This window comes from Serratia sp. JSRIV001, from assembly GCF_019968745.1.
Taxonomy (GTDB): Bacteria; Pseudomonadota; Gammaproteobacteria; order Enterobacterales; family Enterobacteriaceae; genus Chania; species Chania fonticola_B.
In genome coordinates this window covers 3,460,040-3,479,763 of the sequence record NZ_CP074147.1, presented here as the reverse complement: position 1 = coordinate 3,479,763, position 19,724 = coordinate 3,460,040, and the positions used below count along the sequence as shown (strand labels likewise).

Here is a 19,724-nt window from a genome sequence, read left to right as displayed (position 1 = left end):
GATCGGTCCCCCAACAAAAGGACGAACACCCAGATAAATTGTGGCACGGACTGTCCCCTCTCCCTGTGGGAGAGGGTTAGGGTGAGGGGCATTTTGCTGCGCTAAATGAGGGCGCATTGCACAATTGCGGTGCAAAAGGGCGCCGAACCCGCCATCTCACGCAATTATTTTTGCGAGCAGGATCAGAAAAGCGGAAGAATTTTGCGATTGAATAGGATTTCTCCGTCGCTGATGATTTTAGGCCCTATTTTTGCCATTAATCATTACAAATGCATAATTATTGAATATTTATGCAATATAACTCCTTGTTTTAACGAAAAAAAATAGTAAATCCGTCAAAAACCCCGTTCTGGCACGATAGCTGCTCTACACTATTTATCAAATGGGCTGTATTTTAACTACTCATTAACATTTATTCCCCGCTCCGGGGCGCTAAATGCGGCATTAATAGTGAATAACCGATTTTATGTAACAGGTTTGTATCTGAATAGGCGGCGCTGAGCAGCATTATCGTCGGCCAGAAAAGACACCGGATAATAGGGTTAATTTGCTTTTTCGCCGGCCTTGCGCCACCAGAGCGGTCCTTACCGCCAAAATTCAGCCTTTGCTGACGTTATGAGGTCATTATGGAACAGCCAATCGCAGTTACCCGCCAGTCTTTCGACGACTGGATGATCCCGGTTTATGCCCCTGCGGACTTTATTTTGGTGCGGGGAGAAGGCTCACAGGTTTGGGATCAGCAGGGGAAATCCTATATTGATTTCGCCGGAGGCATTGCCGTCAACGCCCTGGGCCACGCCCATCCGCAGGTGTTGGCCGCGCTGGTCGAACAGGCCGGCAAGCTTTGGCATCTGGGCAACGGTTATACCAACGAGCCGGTGTTGCGCCTGGCCAAACAGCTGATTGATGCCACCTTTGCCGACAAGGTATTTTTCTGCAACTCCGGTGCGGAAGCCAACGAGGCCGCGCTGAAGCTAGCGCGAAAATATGCACTGGATAGTGGTAACAGAGAAAAGAACCAGATCGTCGCGTTCAATAACGCGTTTCATGGTCGCACCCTGTTTACCGTTTCTGCCGGGGGCCAACCAAAATACTCACAGGATTTTGCGCCACTGCCTGGCGGTATTACCCACACGCCGTTTAACGATCTGGCCGCCGCTGCTCAGGTGATTAACGACCGTACCTGCGCGGTGATCGTTGAGCCGATTCAGGGCGAGGGCGGTGTGGTACCGGCGCAACCGCAATTCCTGCAAGGGTTGCGTGAACTGTGCGATCGCCACGGCGCACTGCTGATCTTTGATGAGGTGCAAACCGGCGTGGGCCGAACTGGCTCGCTGTATGCCTATATGAATTACGGGGTGGTACCGGACGTGTTGACCACCGCCAAGGCGTTGGGCGGCGGTTTCCCGATCGGTGCGATGATCACCACCGACAAACTGGCAAAAACGCTGGGCGTCGGCACTCATGGTACCACCTACGGCGGCAATCCGCTGGCAGCGGCAGTGGCTGGGGTGGTGTTCTCGCTGATTAACACACCGGAGGTGCTCGATGGGGTGAAGCAGCGTCTCGAATGGTTTATCGCCGGGCTGACGGAAATCAACCTACAGTATCCGATCTTTAGCGAAATCCGCGGGGCGGGTCTGTTAATTGGTTGCGCTCTGAACCCGGAATATGCCGGTAGAGCCAAGCAGATCACCCAACTGGCTAACGAGGAAGGGGTGATAGCCCTGATCGCGGGTCCGGACGTGGTGCGCTTTACGCCTTCGCTGATCATCCCGGAACAGGATGTGAAAGAGGGGCTGGCGCGATTCGCGCGTGCTGTGGCGCGGATTTGCAGCTAATCAAGGCGGCTGCGCCCGGTGCGCAGCCGATGACTTCCGAGGTTCGCATTATGATGATTATCCGCCCCATAGAGCGTCGTGACCTGGCTGACCTGCTGACGCTCGCCGGTAAATCCGGTATTGGCCTCACCTCTTTGCCGCAGAATGAAGAGACGCTGTCGGCACGTATTGAGCGGGCGTTAAAAACCTGGCAAGGCGAACTTCCCCAAAGCGATCGCTGCTATCTGTTTGTGATGGAGGATACCGAACGGCAACAGGTCGTTGGCGTCAGTGCGATCGAAGTCGCGGTTGGGCTGACCGAACCCTGGTACAGCTTCCGCGTCGGTACCCAGGTGCATGCCTCAAAGCAGCTTAATGTCTATAAATCGGTGCCAACGCTGTTTTTAAGCAACGATCATACCGGTCATTCGGAACTCTGTACGCTGTTTCTCGATCCGGACTATCGGCATGGTGAGAATGGCAAGCTGCTGTCAAAGGTTCGCTTCCTGTTTATGGCCGCATTTCGCAATCAATTCTCCCGCAAAGTGATAGCGGAGATGCGCGGTTATTCCGATGAAAATGGCCGTTCCCCCTTCTGGGAAAGCGTTGGCCGCCACTTCTTTTCTATCGAGTTCGCCAAGGCGGACTACCTCAGCGGCACCGGGCAAAAGGCGTTTATCGCCGAACTGATGCCAAAACACCCGCTGTATGTCGACTTTCTGGCCGAAGATGCGCAGAAGGTGATCGGCGAGGTTCACCCGCAAACCGCACCAGCGCGCAAGCTGCTGGAAGCCGAAGGGCTGCGCTATCAGGGCTACGTCGATATCTTTGACGGGGGCCCGACGCTGGAAGCCGAGATCGACGAGATCCGCGCGGTCAAGCGCAGCAAACTGGTGAAGGTGGTGCTGGATGAGGCACAGGTATTCAACGAAGCCTCAGCCTACCTGGTGGCCAACGACAACTATCAGAATTATCGCGCCCTGTTGGTGCATGCCCAACTGCATGATGATCGCCTGCGTATCAACGCCGAAACGGCAGCGGCGCTGGGCGTCGAGCAGGGGAGCCCGGTACGGGTCATCAAGCTTATCGCTCAGGAGAAAGTGTAATGTCGCATCCTGCATTGTTAATTAATGGCGTCTGGCTGGCTGGCCGAGGCGCTGAGTTCAGCAAAACCGATCCGTTGGATAACCTACCGCTATGGCAAGCCAATGCGGCCAATATTGACGACGTGGCTGCGGCCTGCGCAGCTGCACGCGAGGCTTTTCCTGCCTGGGCTCGCACGCCATTTGCGCAGCGCGAACAGTTGGTAAAACGCTTCGCGGCGTTACTGGAAGAGCATAAACAGCATCTGGCCGAGACCATCAGCCGTGAAACCAGCAAACCCCGCTGGGAAACCTTGACCGAAGTCCAGGCGATGATTGGCAAGGTGGGCATTTCATTACAGGCCTATCAGGCACGAACTGGGGTGACGGAAACCGCGATGGCCGACGGAGCCTCGGTGTTACGCCATCGGCCGCACGGCGTATTGGCGGTGTTTGGCCCGTATAACTTCCCTGGTCACTTACCGAATGGGCATATCGTTCCGGCGCTGTTGGCGGGCAACTGCGTGGTGTTCAAACCTAGCGAATTGACGCCGTTAACGGCGGAGGTGACGTTACAGCTATGGCTGCAGGCGGGGCTTCCGGACGGGGTGATCAATCTGGTACAGGGTGGGCGTGAAACCGGTGAGGCCTTGGCAAGCTGTGCTCATATTGATGGGCTGCTGTTTACCGGCAGCGCAGGCACCGGTTATCACCTGCATCGCCAGTTGGCCGGTCAGCCAGAAAAGATCCTGGCGTTGGAGATGGGTGGCAACAACGCGCTAATCGTCGAACAGGTTGAAGATTGTGACGCGGCGGTGAATCTGGCCATTCAATCGGCGTTTATTTCTGCCGGGCAGCGCTGTACCTGTGCTCGCCGCATCTTGGTGAAAAATGGGCCGCAGGGTGATGCCTTTATTACACGCCTGGTTCAGGTGGCATCTACACTGCGCATTGGCCGTTGGGATGCTGAACCTCAGCCGTTTATGGGCGGGGTGATTTCCTCCTCTGCGGCAGAGAACATGCTGGCAGCTCAGCACCATCTGTTGGCATTGGGTGGCAAAGCCTTGTTGACCATGAAATCGCTGGAGAGCGGTAGTGCGTTATTAAGCCCTGGGATTATCGATGTGACCGGCGTGGCGGACGTGCCAGACGAAGAATATTTTGGCCCGCTGACTACGATCATTCGTTACGACCATTTCGACCAGGCGTTGCGCATGGCTAATAACACGCGCTATGGCCTGTCTGTCGGGCTGGTGTCCCCGCAGCGGGAGCAGTTCGAACGGCTGCTGCTGGAGGCGCGAGCCGGTATTGTCAACTGGAACAAGCCGCTGACAGGGGCTTCTAGCGCAGCACCTTTCGGTGGTGTGGGGGCTTCCGGCAACCATCGGCCAAGTGCGTTCTATGCGGCAGATTACTGCGCCTGGCCGATGGCGTCGCTGGAAAGTGCCAGCCTGACGCTACCCACCAGCCTGTCACCGGGCCTGATATTTAACTGATCGTTCGGCAGTTTACAGGAGAGCAAAATGTCCGGATATGAAGTCAATTTCGATGGGTTGGTTGGCTTGACACACCACTATGCCGGGCTGTCGTTTGGCAATGAGGCATCGACGCAGCACCGCAACAGCGTGTCTAACCCCAAGCTGGCGGCAAAGCAGGGGCTGCTGAAAATGAAAGCGCTGGCGGATATGGGCTTCCAGCAGGGCGTGTTGCCACCGCAGGAACGGCCTCATCTCCCCACGCTGCGCAAATTGGGCTTCAGCGGTAGTGACGAGAGCGTGCTGGCCCAGGCGATGCGAACCTCACCGCGCCTGCTCTCGGCGCTTAGTTCGGCCTCATCCATGTGGACGGCCAATGCCGCGACGGTTTCGCCTTCGCCAGACAGTCAGGATGGGAAAGTGCATTTCACCGCCGCCAACCTGAATAACAAATTCCATCGTGCGATTGAGGCCGAAACCACCTCCAGCGTGCTGCGTGCCATCTTCAATGATGAGCAATACTTTGCTCACCACGATGCCTTACCGCAGGTGGCACTGTTTGGAGATGAGGGCGCTGCCAACCATAACCGCCTTGGGGGCGACTATGCCAAACGCGGGGTGCAGGTCTTTGTGTATGGCAAGCAGGAGTTTGGCGGGGAAAGTGCCCCCACGCATTACCCGGCTCGCCAGACGCGCGAGGCCAGCGAGGCGATCGCCCGCCTGCATCAGTTGCACGAGCAACAAACGGTATTTCTGCAACAGAATCCGGCGGTGATCGACCAGGGCGTTTTTCATAACGACGTGATCGCCGTCAGCAATCAGCAGGTGCTGTTCCATCATCAGCAGGCGTTCCTGAATCAGCAGCAGGGGCTGGATCAAATCCGCCGTAAGATGGCTTTGCTGGAGACGGAACTGGTGGCGATAGAAGTACCAACCTCCCGTGTCAGCGTGGGGGATGCGGTGGTGACCTACCTGTTTAACAGCCAGATCCTGACCAAAGCCGATGGCAAGATGATGATCGTAGTGCCGGAAGAGTCCCGCCAGCATCCGGACGTTTGGCATTATCTGTCGGAGATGGTGGCCAGCGGTGGGCCAATCGACGAGATCAAAGTGTTCGACCTGCGCGAAAGTATGCGCAACGGCGGCGGCCCGGCTTGCCTGCGTTTACGCGTGGCGCTGAACGATGCCGAGTTGGGTGCGGTGAACCCACGGGTGATGATGAACGATACGCTTTTCGCCACCCTGAACGACTGGGTAGACCGCTATTACCGCGATCGCTTGGTACAGGAGGATCTGGCAGACCCGCAACTGCTGCATGAAGGGCGTGCGGCACTGGATGCTCTGACTTCTATCCTTGGGCTGGGTAATGTTTACCCGTTCCAACAGTAACCAGAGGCAATAGTGAACAATTTATTGGCTCTGACGTTGGCCGGAACGCCACCGGCTACCACCCAGGGTGAAAACACTGCACTGCGATGGAAGTGGCTGGGGGAAGGGCTATTGGAGCTCACTCCACTGCAAGGCTATCGGCAAGCCGTGGTGCTTTCAGCCGGTATTCACGGCAATGAAACGGCCCCGATCGAACTGCTCGACCGGTTAGTGAACGAAATCTTCTCAGGTGTGCGGCCATTGGCGGTGCGCTTGCTGGTGGTGTTGGGCAATCCACCAGCGATGCGAACCAATCAACGTTATCTGGCAAGCGATATGAATCGCATGTTTGGTGGGCGCTATCAGCAGTTTGAGCCCTCTGGCGAAACGGCGCGGGCGCAGCAGTTAGAGCAAGTGGTCACCAGCTTCTTTGCCGGAGAGCAGGCTACTCGTTTTCATTACGATCTGCATACGGCGATCCGCGGATCGCTGTTGCCACGTTTTGGTATCCTGCCCTATCAACTACAGAGTTACAGCCCCGAGATGTTGGCGTTACTAGACGCCGCCGAGTTGGATGCACTGGTGATACACCAGGCGCCTGGTGGCACGTTCAGCCACTTTTCCAGCGAGCATGCGCAGGCGGCCAGCTGTACCCTCGAATTGGGCAAGGCGCGTCCCTTTGGCAGCAACGATCTGCAGCAGTTTTCCGCTATCAATGAAGCACTGCAGGCGTTGGTTTGCGGGCAATCTCTCCCTTTGCGGGGGGGGGCTCCGATTAGGGTGTTCCGTGTCGATCGGTCGCTGATTAAACGCAGTGAATCTTTCAAACTTCATTTGAGCGATGAGACTGCCAATTTTACCGCTCTGCCGCAGGGCACTTTATTGTATGAGCAACCGGGGGATAGTTATCGGGTGCAGCATGAAAAGGAGTGGGTCCTGTTTCCCAATCCCAAGGTGGCATTGGGGTTACGTGCAGGCATGATGTTGATAGAAGTACCGCGCAGCACCCTGTTTTAATCTCACCCGTTCATTACGTCACAGGTCGGTGACCTGTGGCGCCGTTTTTCCTTTCAAACATTAATAGCGTAATTTATTTAATCAGTTGATAAGGTATTTTGCCTGTTACGTGCCCTTACTTTCGATGATTTACCCCAATAAGTAAAAAACAGAGTAAAGATACAATTATTTGCACCATTCCTGGTAATCAGATTGATATAAGTAAAAAGTGTGAAATAAGTAACGCTATTGATTAGCATGCTAATTTTGTGGTTATTCAAAATCGTAGGTAAATCACACAAAATGAAACGTGGTTGCACTGTTTTGGTGCTTTTAAACGTGATCGTTATGGCTTATGCATTAAATATCTATTTAAATCATTATATTAGAATAGTGTTTTGATGTAATATTTAGTTACAAATAAACATGCTTTATGCGCGCTATTTCATGAACTTTTTTATTTTAAGTTTTTATTCATGATGCTAATGTCACATGGCGCTTTATTAAGGGGCGTAGATAAAAAACAAAATGATAAAAATCACAGCCCAAAGCATAAATTGGGCGTGACGGGCAGCTTTTAATAAAATCTAGGAAAATAAATGATGAAACGCAGTGTAGTAGCCCTGGCGGTTGTTCTTGCCACCGCCGCCTCAATGGCCAATGCGGCCGAAATCTACAACAAAGATGGCAATAAACTCGACCTGTACGGCCGTGTTAACGCCAAGCACTTGTTCAGCGATAACAAATCTGCCGATGGCGACGCGACCTATGTGCGTTTTGGTTTTAAAGGCGAAACGCAGATTAACAGCGATTTGACCGGTTATGGCCAATGGGAATACAACGTCCAGGCTAACCACGCCGAGTCAGCGGGTACCGAAGGCACCAAAACTCGTCTGGGCTTCGCTGGTCTGAAATTCGCCGAGTACGGTTCCTTTGACTATGGCCGTAACTACGGTGTGGTTTACGATGTCGAATCCTATACCGATATGCTGCCGGAGTTTGGCGGCGATACCTATACCTTCACCGATAACTTCATGAATGGCCGTTCTACCGGTCTGGCTACCTACCGTAACCGCAGCTTCTTCGGTCTGGTCGATGGTCTGAATATCGCCTTGCAGTACCAAGGTAAGAACGAGAATGACCGCAGCAACATCCACAAGCAGAACGGTGACGGCTATGGTATGTCTGTGGACTATCAGGACATCGGCGGTAGCGGCATTGGCGCTGCGGTAGCTTTCTCTGATTCTAACCGTACGAAAGATCAGAAGGCCGTTCAATACGGTAAAGGCGACAGCGCGACGGCCTGGACCACCGCGCTGAAGTATGACGCCAACCAGGTGTATCTGGCGGCCATGTATGCTGAAACCCGCAACATGACCCCGATCACGGTTAACAGCGTTGCTGGCTTTGCCAACAAGACGCAAAACTTTGAAGTGGTCGCGCAATACCAGTTCGAAAATGGCCTGCGTCCATCACTGGCTTACCTGCAATCCAAGGGTAAAGACATTGAGAACATCGGCGATGTCGATCTGGTGAAATATATCGATATCGGCGCGACTTACTACTTCAACAAAAACATGTACACCTACGTTGATTACAAAATCAACCAGTTGAATGACGATAACAAGCTGAAACTGAACACTGACAACATCGTGGCAGCCAGCTTGACCTACCGTTTCTAAGTCGTATTCAAACCTCATTCCTGTGTCGGAACGTGGTTCAAAAGGCAGGGCGCAAGCTCTGCCTTTTTCAGTTTGGCGTGTGGGATCAGAAAGGAGCGTACTCGCTGGCAGGCAGCCAGAAGCCGTCGATAAAGTCCTCGATCGGAAAACACCCAGCATGACGTAACCGTTGTTCTTTCATCGCTACCAGGCATTGATGCTCATCACGCAGCACGTCGACAACGATGTCGGCACAGCCACCATCCAGATAGCAAACGAACATCACCAATGCGTACATAACCTATTGCGTCCCCCCATTAAGGTTCCAATCCCTATTGTAGGTAAAATTTGGCTGAATTTAGCTAATTAATACAAAAAAATAATAATTGACCAGACAAAAACGGTATTTTCAGAATTATGGCAGCGTTTAATCATCCCTTAGAGGATTGAAGTTCCGCTCGGTACTGCTAAGCTTAACAAGTTTTAAAATTTCTTAACTATCCAATCATTAACGGGAGCGAATATGGGATTGTTTAACTTCGTCAAAGAAGCTGGCGCAAAACTGTGGGATACGGTGAGTGGTAACGCTGAGGATCAAAGCGCCAAGCTGAAAGCGCACCTTGATAACAGCGGCCTGCCAGATACGGACAAGGTGGATGTTCAGGTCGTTGATGGCAAGGCTGTGGTCACCGGGGACGGTATCAGCCAGGAACTGAAAGAAAAAATTCTGGTAGCCGTGGGTAACGTGGCAGGTATCAGCGGCGTGGAAGATAATGTGGCAGTGGCGCAACCAGAAGCGGAAAGCCGCTTTTACACCGTCAAGAAGGGCGATACCCTGAGTGCCGTTGCCAAAGAGATGTATGGCAATGCCAACCTGTACAACAAGATCTTTGAAGCCAACAAACCAATGCTAAGCCATCCAGATAAAATCTATCCGGGCCAGGTATTGCGCATCCCGCAATGATGCTGAAAGCCAGGGTAATTGACGCTCGAGCTTAGAACGGCGTAATCCGGCGCCCCATCTGGGGTGCTGTGCAGCAATCCCTCACCAATGCGTATGTTCATACATATGTTAACCCCTATAAGTTCCCCACCCGCAATTCGATAAACCCAAAGCATGTTTCCAGTCCACAAGCTGGTGACTAACCTTCAGAATCTTGACCCTGTTGCAGAAAATTGGTAGCGTCTGCATGCAAGAAAAATCTTAGCTATCTCTGGCGTAAATTGGGTTGTTGCTTGAGCCTAGGGTTATCCCTTTTTTGCATCAAGGCGTTATGCTAGGTGATAAGAGAGTAGAGGGTGTGAACGCCCCATTAGACAAAAAAACACCAGGAAAACCATGGACAATGCGCAACGGGTCAGCACAACGTTGACGGCGGTTGCTGCATATTGATCATTCTTACGTTGACGATCACACAGTGGGTGGGAGTTACTTACTGTTTTTAGGAGATAAAATGGAACATAATCCGCATGATGAAACCAAGCTTATTGCGGTCATTGCCTTATTGATCTCAGTGTTGCTTGTCGTGTCGATCTTGTTTGGCATCACGTATTTATCCGATCTGCGGCATAACGATCAAGAGGTCGATGCCAAAAGTTGTTACATCAAAGGCGGCTGAAGTCGGAGCTGCGTTTATCGCAATCCTTGATTCGACGATGAAATATTTTTGCCATATGCCTTGGTTTATTTGGGACTTAACGTACTAGCTGCTATTAAACCACTAATAAAGGTTATGGCGAATCATTCGTCGGTTGTGGGCCATTAAATAGACAACGGATAGTTGGATGGCATTTTTTCTGCCACGGCAAAGCCGCTACAGCTCAGGTGTAGCAGGGAGACGACACACTTTTTGATGGCCTTTCCTTATGAGAGTCAGGCAGCATGGTCTGCGAACTTTATTGGTTAACTTATCTAAATAAATTCACTTTAATTATATTTAAGTCGCAATAAATTATTAAAGTGAATGTATTTCTTAAATGTGTTTGTGATGTTAATCAAATATTGTTATTTACCCCGGATGAGCACGCTGTCGTAACTAGTCAGGCCCTGCTAAGCTAAGACTAATCTGTACGGAAATCTCTGTCAGTTCTATTGCCGATGTAAGCGAGGTGTTTATGAGTCAATTACTCTCCCGTGCAAGATTATCCCATGTTGTGATCGCCACGGCGGTGTTTTGGGTTTGCATTGCTGTACTCGTGGCGGTAGCACTAAAGTAACGCTGGATGACTAATCAACAATCCTGACATAGCTGACATACTCAGCCAACGGCTCCTTTCTGGGGCCGTTTCTTTTGTAATAACTTAAGCAACCCGCTGCCGTCTCACGCCATCTTCTGGTGAATAATATGCAGCGGAGGCTCGATGTGCAGATCGACACTCAAATCCTGGCGGAAGTCATAGGGCGTAATATTGAAACGCTTTCTGAACATGTAGGTGAAGTGTGATTGGGAGCCGAAACCAAAATCCAAGGCGATATCAAAAATGGAAGCCTCGCTGCTACGCAACTGGTACACCGCTCCGGCAAGGCGGCGCTCGCGGATGTATTTGCCCAGCGAGATCCCCGTCGCTTCTTTGAACAGCTTCTGCATATGCCACAATGAATAGCCGGAATACTCGGCCAACTCTTCAAGGTGGATCACTCGTCCCAGGTGGGTTTCGACCCATTTACTGAGTGCGCAGACTAGTGCGAGATGATGTTCTTGTATCAATAACTTTACCCAATTGATTTTGTCGTTTAACCGCAGCGCAGAGCTTACGGCAGGCTCACTTAGCGTACCTTACAGGCTCCGGGTTGTCACCTTCGTGCCGGTTAAAGCGGGATCGTTTTGACCTTTGCCATCAGGCGGTCAGCCAGACGAACAATCTCTTCCGGGTCGTCTGGAATAAACCCCATGGTGATCGCCATCCCCAACAGGACGTTATCCTGGCTGAAAATCGGGCAGGCAATCGCGCGTGCCCCTGGGATGCCTTCGGTAACATTGTAACGTACCGCATAGCCCTGCAGACGGATCTTTTCGAGCTCTTTAGCCTCAAGCAGGGGGGTAATAGAGCCATCAAACGCCTGATAGGCATAACCCGCCGCACTGGCATTCATAGGGATGAGGGTGTTTTCGAGGTAGTCGATATCGATATTTTTATGGCTGCGATTATAGCGCGTCAGCAAGATGCTACTTCCTTGTCGCACCGCCCAGCCGGTGGAGTAGTTCAACTCATCACGCAGCTCACACAGCGCATTATTGATGATTGTCGCCAACGTCTGCTGTTTGCCTGCCGCCGCCGCGAGCGCCAACAGCTTGCTGCCAAGCGAGTAGCGGCTGGTCTCCTGCTCTTGATACAGCATCTGGCTACGGCACAGTGAAACCAGATATTTATGCAGCCGGCTTTTCGAAAGCCCGCTGTGTTTGGCGATATCCGAAGCGCGGGCGTTTCCCCCCAGTGCGGTGACACTCTCTAATACCGACACGGCAATATCGACCGAATTTACGCCTTGAACTTCCGACATTCTGCTTACCTTGACTTGCTAATACTTCGATCCGCTCACTTTACCAGTTTAAGGCGGTGAATGCCCCAGTTAACCCGATCCTGGCTTCCGCAGCAGCAGCATTTTCAGCGCGCAAGGACTAACTATTTTGAGGTGGATTGATCTGCTTCAATATACTATGGGTTAACTCGGTTTATTTATAGTGAACACCAGGGCGTGTGATTACCGAGATAAAAACTATGAACGAACTTTCTTCACTCCGGCTCAAACGGCGTACTTTGCTAAAAGGACTTGGCGTTATTGGCCTGGCGTCAATCTCGCCTTGCGCTTTCTCCTTAACATCCGAACAAAAAGAACCCCTACGGCACATCCACCTTAAACTGACGGACTATCAAACTTTCCGCTCAACCTGTGCGATGGAGTGCCTGCACTGCAACCTGACCGCTTACGTCTATCAGAAAAAACTGATGAAGATTGAAGCGACGGAAGGTTTTAATGTGAAATGTTGCCTGCGGGGCATCAGCCGAACCAAATGGGTTTATCATCAGCAGCGAGTCACGACGCCTCTGCTGCGGGTAGGCAAAAAAGGTGAGGGTAAATTCGAGCCTATTACCTGGCAACAGGCACTGGATTTAATCGAAAAAAACATCCGTACCACCATCAAGGAACAGGGCAACGAAGGGCTGCTGTTGTCCACTCATGCTGGCAACATGGACTCGATAAAGAACGATATGGGCAAGGCGTTCTTCGACTATCTGGGCGGTTCGGTGAAACAGGCGGGTTCGCTCTGCTGCTCGGCAGTGACGGCGGCGATGATGCCAATGGTGGGGCTACGTTATGCCGATACCCGCGACACCATTGCCGACAGCCGTTTGATTATCTGCTGGGGTAACAACCCGGCGGTGACCATGCAGGCGTATTTTAAAAATTATCTACGTGCGCAAGAACAGGGCGCTCGCATCGTGGTTATCGACCCACGTTTTAACGAGACCGCCGCCAAAGCGGACGAATGGATCCCGATTGTTCCAGGTACGGATACGGCTTTAGCGCTCGGGATGATGAAGATCATTATCGAAGAGCAGCATATTGACGCAGATTTCCTGCGTCAGCATACCGGCGCGGTGTATCTGGTGGATGCCAAAGATCAATTGGTGCGTGCCGATGCCAACGACACTGAAAGCTATCTGGTTTATGACTGCACCAGCCAGAGCCTGGTAAGGCATGACAAGGCGGGGATAACTCCTGCGTTGTTCCAGCACCAACTGCCAGCTGACAGCGGCTATCGCACCGTATTCGAAACCGTTTATCAGCAGGCTGCACCATGGACGCTTGACCGGGTTGCGGCTGAAACCGACATTCCCGCCCACACCATTTTGCGTTTGGCCCGCGACTATGCCACCACCGCTCCGGCGATGATTGTGCAAAATATGTCAGGCGCTCAGCGCACCGAATTTGGTACCTACGTGGCCGCCAGCCAATTCTACCTGGCCCTGCTAACTGGCAATATCGGCAAGCGAGGGGCGGGGGTCTGTGACGCAGGCGGAGCACGCCAAATGGCAAAATTCAGCCCGATCATTCCACCAGCGCCTGCGATGAAGAAAATCACCCCGATACCGGTTGCCAAGGTGGGTGAGTGGGTGGTCAATGACCGGCCTTACCCGATTAAATTCTGGTGGATTATGACCATGGGGGTCATGACCCAACTACCCAACACCAACATGGTCAGGAAGGCGTTGGAAAAGGTTCCCTTCGTGGTGGTGGCCGATAACCTGATGAGTTCTACCGCGCTGTATGCTGATCTGGTGCTGCCGGTGACGACCATTTTTGAAGATGTCAGCCTGATGGCAGGTGTGCGTAGCCACTATGTGCAACTGATGGAGCAAGCGGTCGAGCCACCGGGTGAAGCCAAGCCGGATTATTGGATCTTTGCGCGTCTGGCTGAACGGTTTGGCTTTGGCGACGTGTTTAACCAGCCGATTGAGCATTACATCAATGCCTGCCTGCAAGGTTCCGGTATCACCCTGGAACAGTTGAAAAAAGGACCGGTGCTGCCGGTGAGCGGCGACTGGATCCCGTTTGAACATGGGGTGTTCCGCACGCCGACCCGTAAAGCCCACTTCTTTATTGAAGAGTGGCAGAAGAAAGAATTTTCGCCGGTCGTTACTTATCTGCGGGTGAATGAATCGCCACAAGGCTCGCCGGAATTGGCCGCTAAATACCCGTTGATGGCGGTACAACGCAAGCTGGCCCGCAGCATTCACTCAAGCCACGGCATGAACGAATGGATCCTTGAGGTGCAGCGCAATAAGCCTAACGTGATGATCCATCCGCAGGATGCACAGCAGCGCCGGATCAAACATGGCGATTGGACCACCGTATTTAATGAGCGAGGGGAGCATCGGGCTATAGCCGTGGTGACGACACATATCAAGCGAGGAGTGGTTTCCCTGGATAACGGCTGGTGGGAACAACAGGGAGGCAGTAGCAGCCATGTCACCAATGACGCCGTAGAGGCGTTGGGTACAGGGCATTGCTGTAACAGTACGCTGGTTGATGTACGGGCGGAGGGATAACCCATGACCAAACAATATGGCTTTCTGATTGATATTAAACGTTGTTACGGCTGTAAAACCTGTTCCATGGCCTGTAAGTCAGAGAATCAGACGCCACCGGGCGTGCTTTGGCGGCGGGTGCGGGAGTATGAAACCGATGGCCCGAATTCTGAAGGGTTTATTTCGATGTCCTGCAATCATTGTGACGATCCGCAATGCATGAAGGTATGCCCGGCGGATACTTACCATAAGCGCCCGGACGGTATTGTGGTGCAGGATCATGAGAAATGCATCGGCTGCCGCATGTGCATTATGGCTTGTCCGTACAACGCCCCAGTCTTCGATCCGCAGGAAGGTAAAACCAGCAAATGCAATATGTGTGCCGAGCGTTTGGACGAAGGGTTACCGCCGCGTTGCGTGGCGTCTTGCCCCGCAGGCGTCTTGAAGTTTGGTGATATCGAGGAGTTAAGGAAAATCCACTCAACGGATTGGGCGGTACTGGAGGCTAGATATCACATGCCCGATCACCGAATCAGCGGCCCGAACGTGGTCATTATTCCAGCGGATAAATAATAGGGTGCTACCATGAACGAATATGAACTGCCGTTGGTGTTTTTTACCGTGCTCTGCCAATGGGGCATTGGCGGTATTATCGCCTTGACGCTCTATCGGTTGCGACCAACCTCCCAGATGTCCGTTGGGCAACTGAAATATCTGGTTCTGGGATTGTGGCTGGTGGAAGTCGTTGGCTCCAGCTTGTCACTGCTGCACCTGGGGAGCCCGTTTGGGGCTTACCGCGCGGTGCTGGGCCTGCCGCACTCCTGGCTAAGCCGTGAGGTGATCGCCTTTATCCTGGTGAATATCAGCCTGTTCCTGATGTTGGCAGTTTGCTGGCTGCGGCCGCAGAAGTCGGCCTTGATCACCACATTGGGAATGGTGACCTCGGTATTGGGGATTGCCGCCATTCTGGTCTCGGCACAAATCTACTACCAGATGGTCAGCCATCCGCTGTGGCATACGCCACTGACCCAATTGGCGTTTCTGAGTACCGCGTTACTGCTGGGGTTCGCTACCTTGGGGATCTATTTGAATGGCTGCGGCCTGGCCGTTCCGCGTACGGTTCGCTACGGTTTGCTGGTGGGCTGCCTGATGCTGCTGGCCACGCTGGTGGGGCGTTACCAAATTGCCGGGGCCAGCGCTCAAGGGATCATGCTTTGGTGGCAACTGGTTGGCAGCATGTTGGTGGGTGGTGTGCTGTTCGCGGTGCTTGGCCTGCGCACACGTTTGGCCCCGTCAATGGCCGTGATAGCCGGAGTGGTATTAGTGTCGGGGGAGATTGTCGGGCGTATGCTGTTTTATCATAACGTCATGGGCCAATTCCCCTGGTTCTGAGGCAATAAACTGAGGTCGGTCCAGCCGTGCAACCGCCGAGCGATGGGCCGACCCAACATCCTGCAGAAAAAAGCCTCAATACAGGGCTTGCCAGCATTCGGAAAAACCAGCTAATCTGAGATTGCCCGCTACCGCAAATGCCAAGTAGTCCAGGCCAGCAATGTAATTAACCAAAACAGAGAGTCAGCCGTAACAACGCCACGTTGATGGGGTGATCGCATGTTAATGACAGTGATTATTACTCTTTTTGTGATCGTGGGCGTCGCCGCTTTTCTGGCAATGCCAGTTATGATGGTCAATAACACGCAAGGCGTGGGAGGTGAAGAACCGTGAAACTGGCTAGCAACCGGAACCTGCAATGTTAACTCGAAATTCACTCACTACCTGTTGACCGGCTCAGATATGGGCCGAGTCATCAACACTTTGTCAGCACCGCAATTCCCGCACGTTCCGCAATAAATCAGCTCGAAACGCTAAATCACCGCGTGAAGTGATGCGCATACTGCACTAACTGCTTGATGGCGCTACAATGAGTCTTATCTCCTCAACTTGCTCACGTATCAACGCGCTATCCACTTTTCCGGCCACAGTAAAGAGACCATAGCATTATGGAAATCAAGGATTACTACGCCATTCTAGAGGTTAAACCCTCAGATGATATCAAGGCTATCAAAACCGCCTACCGCCGCCTGGCACGCAAATATCACCCCGATGTCAGTACCGAGCCCGATGCCGAAACGCGCTTTAAAGAAGTCGCAGAAGCCTATGAAGTGCTGAAAGACAGCGAACGCCGGGCCGAATATGACCAAATGCGGCTGCATCGTAACGAGCCCAATTTCGGCCGCCAGACCCGACGTGAAGAGTATGGTGGTGCCGAGGATTTCTCCGACATCTTCTCCTCGGTGTTTGGCCAGCGTGCGCGTGGCCGCCAGCAGGGCCAACCGCGTGCGGCCCGTGGGCAGGATGTTGAGATCGGCGTGGCGCTGTTCCTGGAGGAAACCCTCACTGAGCAAACCCGCACCCTGAGCTATAAGGTGCCGGTGTACAACGCATTTGGTCAGACAGAGAAAGAGATCGCTAAAACGCTGAACGTGAAAATCCCGGCGGGCGTGGCAGACGGGGAGCGTATCCGCGTGAAAGGCCAAGGCGTGCCTGGTATGGCTGGCGGAGCCAATGGCGATTTGTACCTGATCATTCAGCTGGCACCTCATCCGTTGTTTGAGGTGATCGGGCACGATCTGGAAATCGTTCTGCCCTTGGCACCTTGGGAGGCTGCGTTAGGAACCAAGGTTTCTGTCCCTACACTGGCGGACAATATCCTGTTGACCATCCCCGCGGGGAGCCAGACCGGGCAGCGGTTACGCGTCAAAGGGAAGGGGCTGGTCAGCAAAAAAGAGACCGGCAATTTGTATGCGGTGATCAAGATTGTCATGCCGGCCAAACCCGATGCAGACAGCGCCGCACTCTGGCAACGACTGGCCGAGGCGAATCAGGCCTTCGATCCTCGTACGCAATGGAGTAAAGCATAATGGCCAAGCTACAGATAACCCTCACCATTACCGAGTTTTGCCTGCATACTGGCGTAACGGAAAGTGAATTGGCCGAGGTGGTGGGGTTGGGAGTGATCCAGCCCCGCGATCTGACGGTGGATGATTGGCTGTTTGATGATGGGGCGGTGGCGGCGTTTAATCGCGCTCAGCGTCTGCAACGTGAACTGGCTCTGGATTGGCCCGGCATTGCGGTGGCGCTGACGCTGCTTGATGAGATTGAACAGTTGCGCAGGGAGAACGCTCAGCTACGCCATCGTCTTGAGCGCTTTATCGCAGAGTGATGCCCCTCACCCTAGCCCTCTCCCACAGGGAGAGGGGACCGATCGAGTGGGGTGAAAGTGCAGTGATTCATCATGAGCATCGGCTGACTCACCCTGGACTAAAGGGTGATCGAGTTTGCTGATATGACCTCTTTAGTTCCAAATGGGCAGGGGCAAACAACTCCCTCTCCCTGTGGGTGAGGGTTGTTTTTGTTTTAACTGGCTGATAATAAATGATTATAAATTTAAAAATAAAATTAAAGCCCCCTTTATAGCCCCCAAATGTTTTTCGCTGTATTGGGGGGCGGTTTGCCATGAGGGAAACGCATCCATACCCCAATGCTATTTACCTCGTTCGCGCTAATTCATGGGGCCTTCTGCATATTGTCGGACTTGGCAGATAACGTTTAACTCAGCCAATAGCGACTATCTGTGAGAACTGAAACCCGGTAGCAGATACGACACTGCGCAGCGTTTTCAGCGTTGGATTACCTTTCGGTGAAAGCGTTCGGTAAAGGGTTTCACGAGAAACACCAGCCCTATCAGCTATCTGTGCCATTCCTCCTCGAGCCTCAACAACATGACGTAGTGCTGTTAGAAACGCTTCCTGTCCGCCGTCCTCATCGATATCAATAAACGCCTGGTGCAGGTAGTGTTGTACAAATCCAGGGTCTTCGCGCAAAAACTGTACCATCGCATCATCATGTAAACGGGATTTAGCCATCACATTACCTCTTCAAATAATCTTTCAGGCAGTCAATAGCCTAGTCTATATCATCGCTCTGGGCTTTCTTATCGCCCCCCAATAGAAGCAGTACAATTTCATTCCTGAGCAAGCTGTAGTAAACCCGATAACCTGGCCCCTGATCGATACGCAGTTCCCAGACACCATCGCGGCAGGGTTTGTGATCGCCAAAATTTCCGGCTCCCATTCGGTTCACCCTGGAAGCGATTTTTGACCTGGCTATCGGGTCACGTATCCCTTTTAAAAACTCCATATACAAATCACGCCCATCCGTCGTGAGGTAGTGCTTGATCACAACCATAGTAATATTGTAGCTTATAAGATACAATATGGCATTGTAGCTTTTAGGCTTTTCGCGTCAATGCCAAATTGTTTATTTTAACATGATACACCCGTAGTCTATGCAGTGACGATATTTTGACTAGACCCTGACAGGTAATACGCCAGGGTAATGTTTGGCGATGATATCGTTCATCTTGTCCATCAACTCAGGCTTTCTGAACGTCAGGTGCGCTGACCCCTTCATGAAATATTTGATTGAAAAGTACTCATCTTCATAAACCTCAGCTTTTTGCGGTGTAGCACGGATATGTTCATACAGCCGAGCGGTGACATCCTGCCGATTATCCGGTATTGCTTTCCCTTCCAACAGGAATAGCATCCGTTCAAGATCTGCCAACTGATCCCGACGATAACTGTGGTTCAGCGTAAATCCCCATTGGTTGTGACTCACCAAACTGTTGACGATCACTTTCTTGCCAAATTTACACGGGTGATTCGACTTGTAATCCCAGGAGAGCGATTTGAACACGTTGATCACGCCCCGCTCAAATACCTCGCCCTTGTCCCGATGCAACTGCTCGAACGTGCTGTAAATGCTCTCCCCGCTGATCGCCGGAATAGTATCGCCCTCCAGGTTTCTGTACCACTGGTCACGCGCCTGGGCATCCATGATGGAGAGCATTCCGGAGCGTTTCATCAGATCTCGCCATATACGGCGGTCGAGATTACGGCTGATCACGGGCATGGCTGTTTCGGCTTTCTCCATCAACCAGCAACCGCAGCGGAAGTCTTGTTTCATTGACCAGTCCCTTGCTACTCCACCGCCAATGCTGCTGGTGATGGCTGAGATATCCTCAAGCTGGTGAATAAGGGCTTCAATTTGTGCAAGCGCGGTGTTACGCCCTGTGACGATACGCTCAATACTGGTGGAGCAGATCACGTCGGTGTGATCGGTCAGAACATCGGGTTCGATAACGGTGCTGACTGCATAATTCATTGTCATTTCTCCATAAAAGTAAAATGCCCGCATCATGGCAGGCAAGGTGTCGTGTTCTGATAT

At 52.4% G+C, this 19,724-nt stretch carries 19 protein-coding genes; 13 read left to right on the top strand and 6 right to left on the bottom strand.

The window, feature by feature from the left end:
* Positions 1 to 626 precede the first annotated feature (626 nt).
* From KGP17_RS16155 to ompC, 6 genes are all read left to right on the top strand, one after another.
* Positions 627 to 1,841 (top strand): aspartate aminotransferase family protein, encoded by a 1,215-nt coding sequence (locus tag KGP17_RS16155; RefSeq protein ID WP_021805658.1) that lies wholly within the window; start codon positions 627 to 629, stop codon positions 1,839 to 1,841.
* A 50-nt stretch (positions 1,842 to 1,891) separates the two neighbouring features.
* Positions 1,892 to 2,926: an arginine N-succinyltransferase gene (gene astA, locus KGP17_RS16150; RefSeq protein WP_209554861.1), complete on the top strand. Its 1,035-nt coding sequence runs from the start codon at positions 1,892 to 1,894 to the stop codon at positions 2,924 to 2,926.
* Complete coding sequence (astD, locus tag KGP17_RS16145; RefSeq protein WP_223497977.1) at positions 2,926 to 4,398, top strand: succinylglutamate-semialdehyde dehydrogenase; 1,473 nt, start codon at positions 2,926 to 2,928, stop codon at positions 4,396 to 4,398. Before astA ends, astD begins: the two co-directional genes overlap by 1 nt.
* A gap of 27 nt (positions 4,399 to 4,425) precedes the next feature.
* Positions 4,426 to 5,766 carry an N-succinylarginine dihydrolase gene (gene astB / locus KGP17_RS16140; RefSeq protein ID WP_223497976.1) on the top strand — a complete coding sequence of 447 codons (1,341 nt, stop codon included), beginning with the start codon at positions 4,426 to 4,428 and terminating at the stop codon, positions 5,764 to 5,766.
* A gap of 12 nt (positions 5,767 to 5,778) precedes the next feature.
* Positions 5,779 to 6,762, top strand: a complete 984-nt coding sequence (gene astE / locus KGP17_RS16135; RefSeq protein ID WP_218519217.1) for a succinylglutamate desuccinylase — start codon at positions 5,779 to 5,781, stop codon at positions 6,760 to 6,762.
* 578 nt (positions 6,763 to 7,340) lie between these two features.
* The gene (gene ompC, locus KGP17_RS16130; RefSeq protein ID WP_021805655.1) at positions 7,341 to 8,423 is read left to right on the top strand and encodes a porin OmpC; all 1,083 of its coding nucleotides are present in this window, start codon (positions 7,341 to 7,343) and stop codon (positions 8,421 to 8,423) included.
* An 85-nt stretch (positions 8,424 to 8,508) separates the two neighbouring features.
* Here ompC and KGP17_RS16125 read toward each other — a convergent pair whose 3' ends face one another.
* Entirely contained in the window at positions 8,509 to 8,700 is a 192-nt protein-coding gene (locus tag KGP17_RS16125) for a YebW family protein (protein WP_021181014.1), read from the bottom strand.
* Between the two features lie 225 nt (positions 8,701 to 8,925).
* Between KGP17_RS16125 and lysM the strand changes: the two genes are divergently transcribed.
* Positions 8,926 to 9,366: a peptidoglycan-binding protein LysM gene (lysM, locus tag KGP17_RS16120; RefSeq protein WP_024486819.1), complete on the top strand. Its 441-nt coding sequence runs from the start codon at positions 8,926 to 8,928 to the stop codon at positions 9,364 to 9,366.
* Positions 9,367 to 9,856: 490 nt separating this feature from the next.
* Complete coding sequence (locus KGP17_RS16115) at positions 9,857 to 10,021, top strand: hypothetical protein (protein ID WP_021805654.1); 165 nt, start codon at positions 9,857 to 9,859, stop codon at positions 10,019 to 10,021.
* A gap of 702 nt (positions 10,022 to 10,723) precedes the next feature.
* Here KGP17_RS16115 and KGP17_RS16110 read toward each other — a convergent pair.
* Complete coding sequence (locus KGP17_RS16110) at positions 10,724 to 11,110, bottom strand: helix-turn-helix domain-containing protein (RefSeq protein WP_024486415.1); 387 nt, start codon at positions 11,108 to 11,110, stop codon at positions 10,724 to 10,726.
* Between the two features lie 101 nt (positions 11,111 to 11,211).
* Complete coding sequence (locus tag KGP17_RS16105; RefSeq protein WP_021805653.1) at positions 11,212 to 11,904, bottom strand: IclR family transcriptional regulator; 693 nt, start codon at positions 11,902 to 11,904, stop codon at positions 11,212 to 11,214.
* A gap of 218 nt (positions 11,905 to 12,122) precedes the next feature.
* On the opposite strand from KGP17_RS16105, the gene KGP17_RS16100 reads away from it, so the two are divergent.
* The 5 genes from KGP17_RS16100 (at position 12,123) to cbpM (ending at position 17,658) form a co-directional block, all read left to right on the top strand.
* Complete coding sequence (locus KGP17_RS16100) at positions 12,123 to 14,456, top strand: molybdopterin-dependent oxidoreductase (RefSeq protein ID WP_223497975.1); 2,334 nt, start codon at positions 12,123 to 12,125, stop codon at positions 14,454 to 14,456.
* A gap of 3 nt (positions 14,457 to 14,459) precedes the next feature.
* Positions 14,460 to 15,008: a 4Fe-4S dicluster domain-containing protein gene (locus tag KGP17_RS16095; protein WP_024486412.1), complete on the top strand. Its 549-nt coding sequence runs from the start codon at positions 14,460 to 14,462 to the stop codon at positions 15,006 to 15,008.
* Positions 15,009 to 15,020: 12 nt separating this feature from the next.
* A complete protein-coding gene (locus KGP17_RS16090; RefSeq protein WP_223497974.1) occupies positions 15,021 to 15,827 on the top strand; it encodes a DmsC/YnfH family molybdoenzyme membrane anchor subunit in 807 nt (268 codons plus the stop codon).
* A 608-nt stretch (positions 15,828 to 16,435) separates the two neighbouring features.
* On the top strand, positions 16,436 to 17,356 hold the full coding sequence (gene cbpA, locus KGP17_RS16085; RefSeq protein WP_059201073.1) for a curved DNA-binding protein: 921 nt from the start codon (positions 16,436 to 16,438) through the stop codon (positions 17,354 to 17,356).
* On the top strand, positions 17,356 to 17,658 hold the full coding sequence (gene cbpM / locus KGP17_RS16080) for a chaperone modulator CbpM (protein WP_021181020.1): 303 nt from the start codon (positions 17,356 to 17,358) through the stop codon (positions 17,656 to 17,658). Before cbpA ends, cbpM begins: the two co-directional genes overlap by 1 nt.
* A gap of 391 nt (positions 17,659 to 18,049) precedes the next feature.
* Here the strand turns inward: cbpM and KGP17_RS16075 are convergent, their stop codons facing one another.
* From KGP17_RS16075 to KGP17_RS16065, 3 genes are all read right to left on the bottom strand, one after another.
* The gene (locus KGP17_RS16075; RefSeq protein WP_223497973.1) at positions 18,050 to 18,361 is read right to left on the bottom strand and encodes an addiction module antidote protein; all 312 of its coding nucleotides are present in this window, start codon (positions 18,359 to 18,361) and stop codon (positions 18,050 to 18,052) included.
* A gap of 40 nt (positions 18,362 to 18,401) precedes the next feature.
* The gene (locus KGP17_RS16070; protein WP_223497972.1) at positions 18,402 to 18,683 is read right to left on the bottom strand and encodes a type II toxin-antitoxin system RelE/ParE family toxin; all 282 of its coding nucleotides are present in this window, start codon (positions 18,681 to 18,683) and stop codon (positions 18,402 to 18,404) included.
* Between the two features lie 120 nt (positions 18,684 to 18,803).
* The gene (locus tag KGP17_RS16065; protein ID WP_223497971.1) at positions 18,804 to 19,661 is read right to left on the bottom strand and encodes a DUF4942 domain-containing protein; all 858 of its coding nucleotides are present in this window, start codon (positions 19,659 to 19,661) and stop codon (positions 18,804 to 18,806) included.
* Between the last annotated feature and the right edge of the window lie 63 nt (positions 19,662 to 19,724).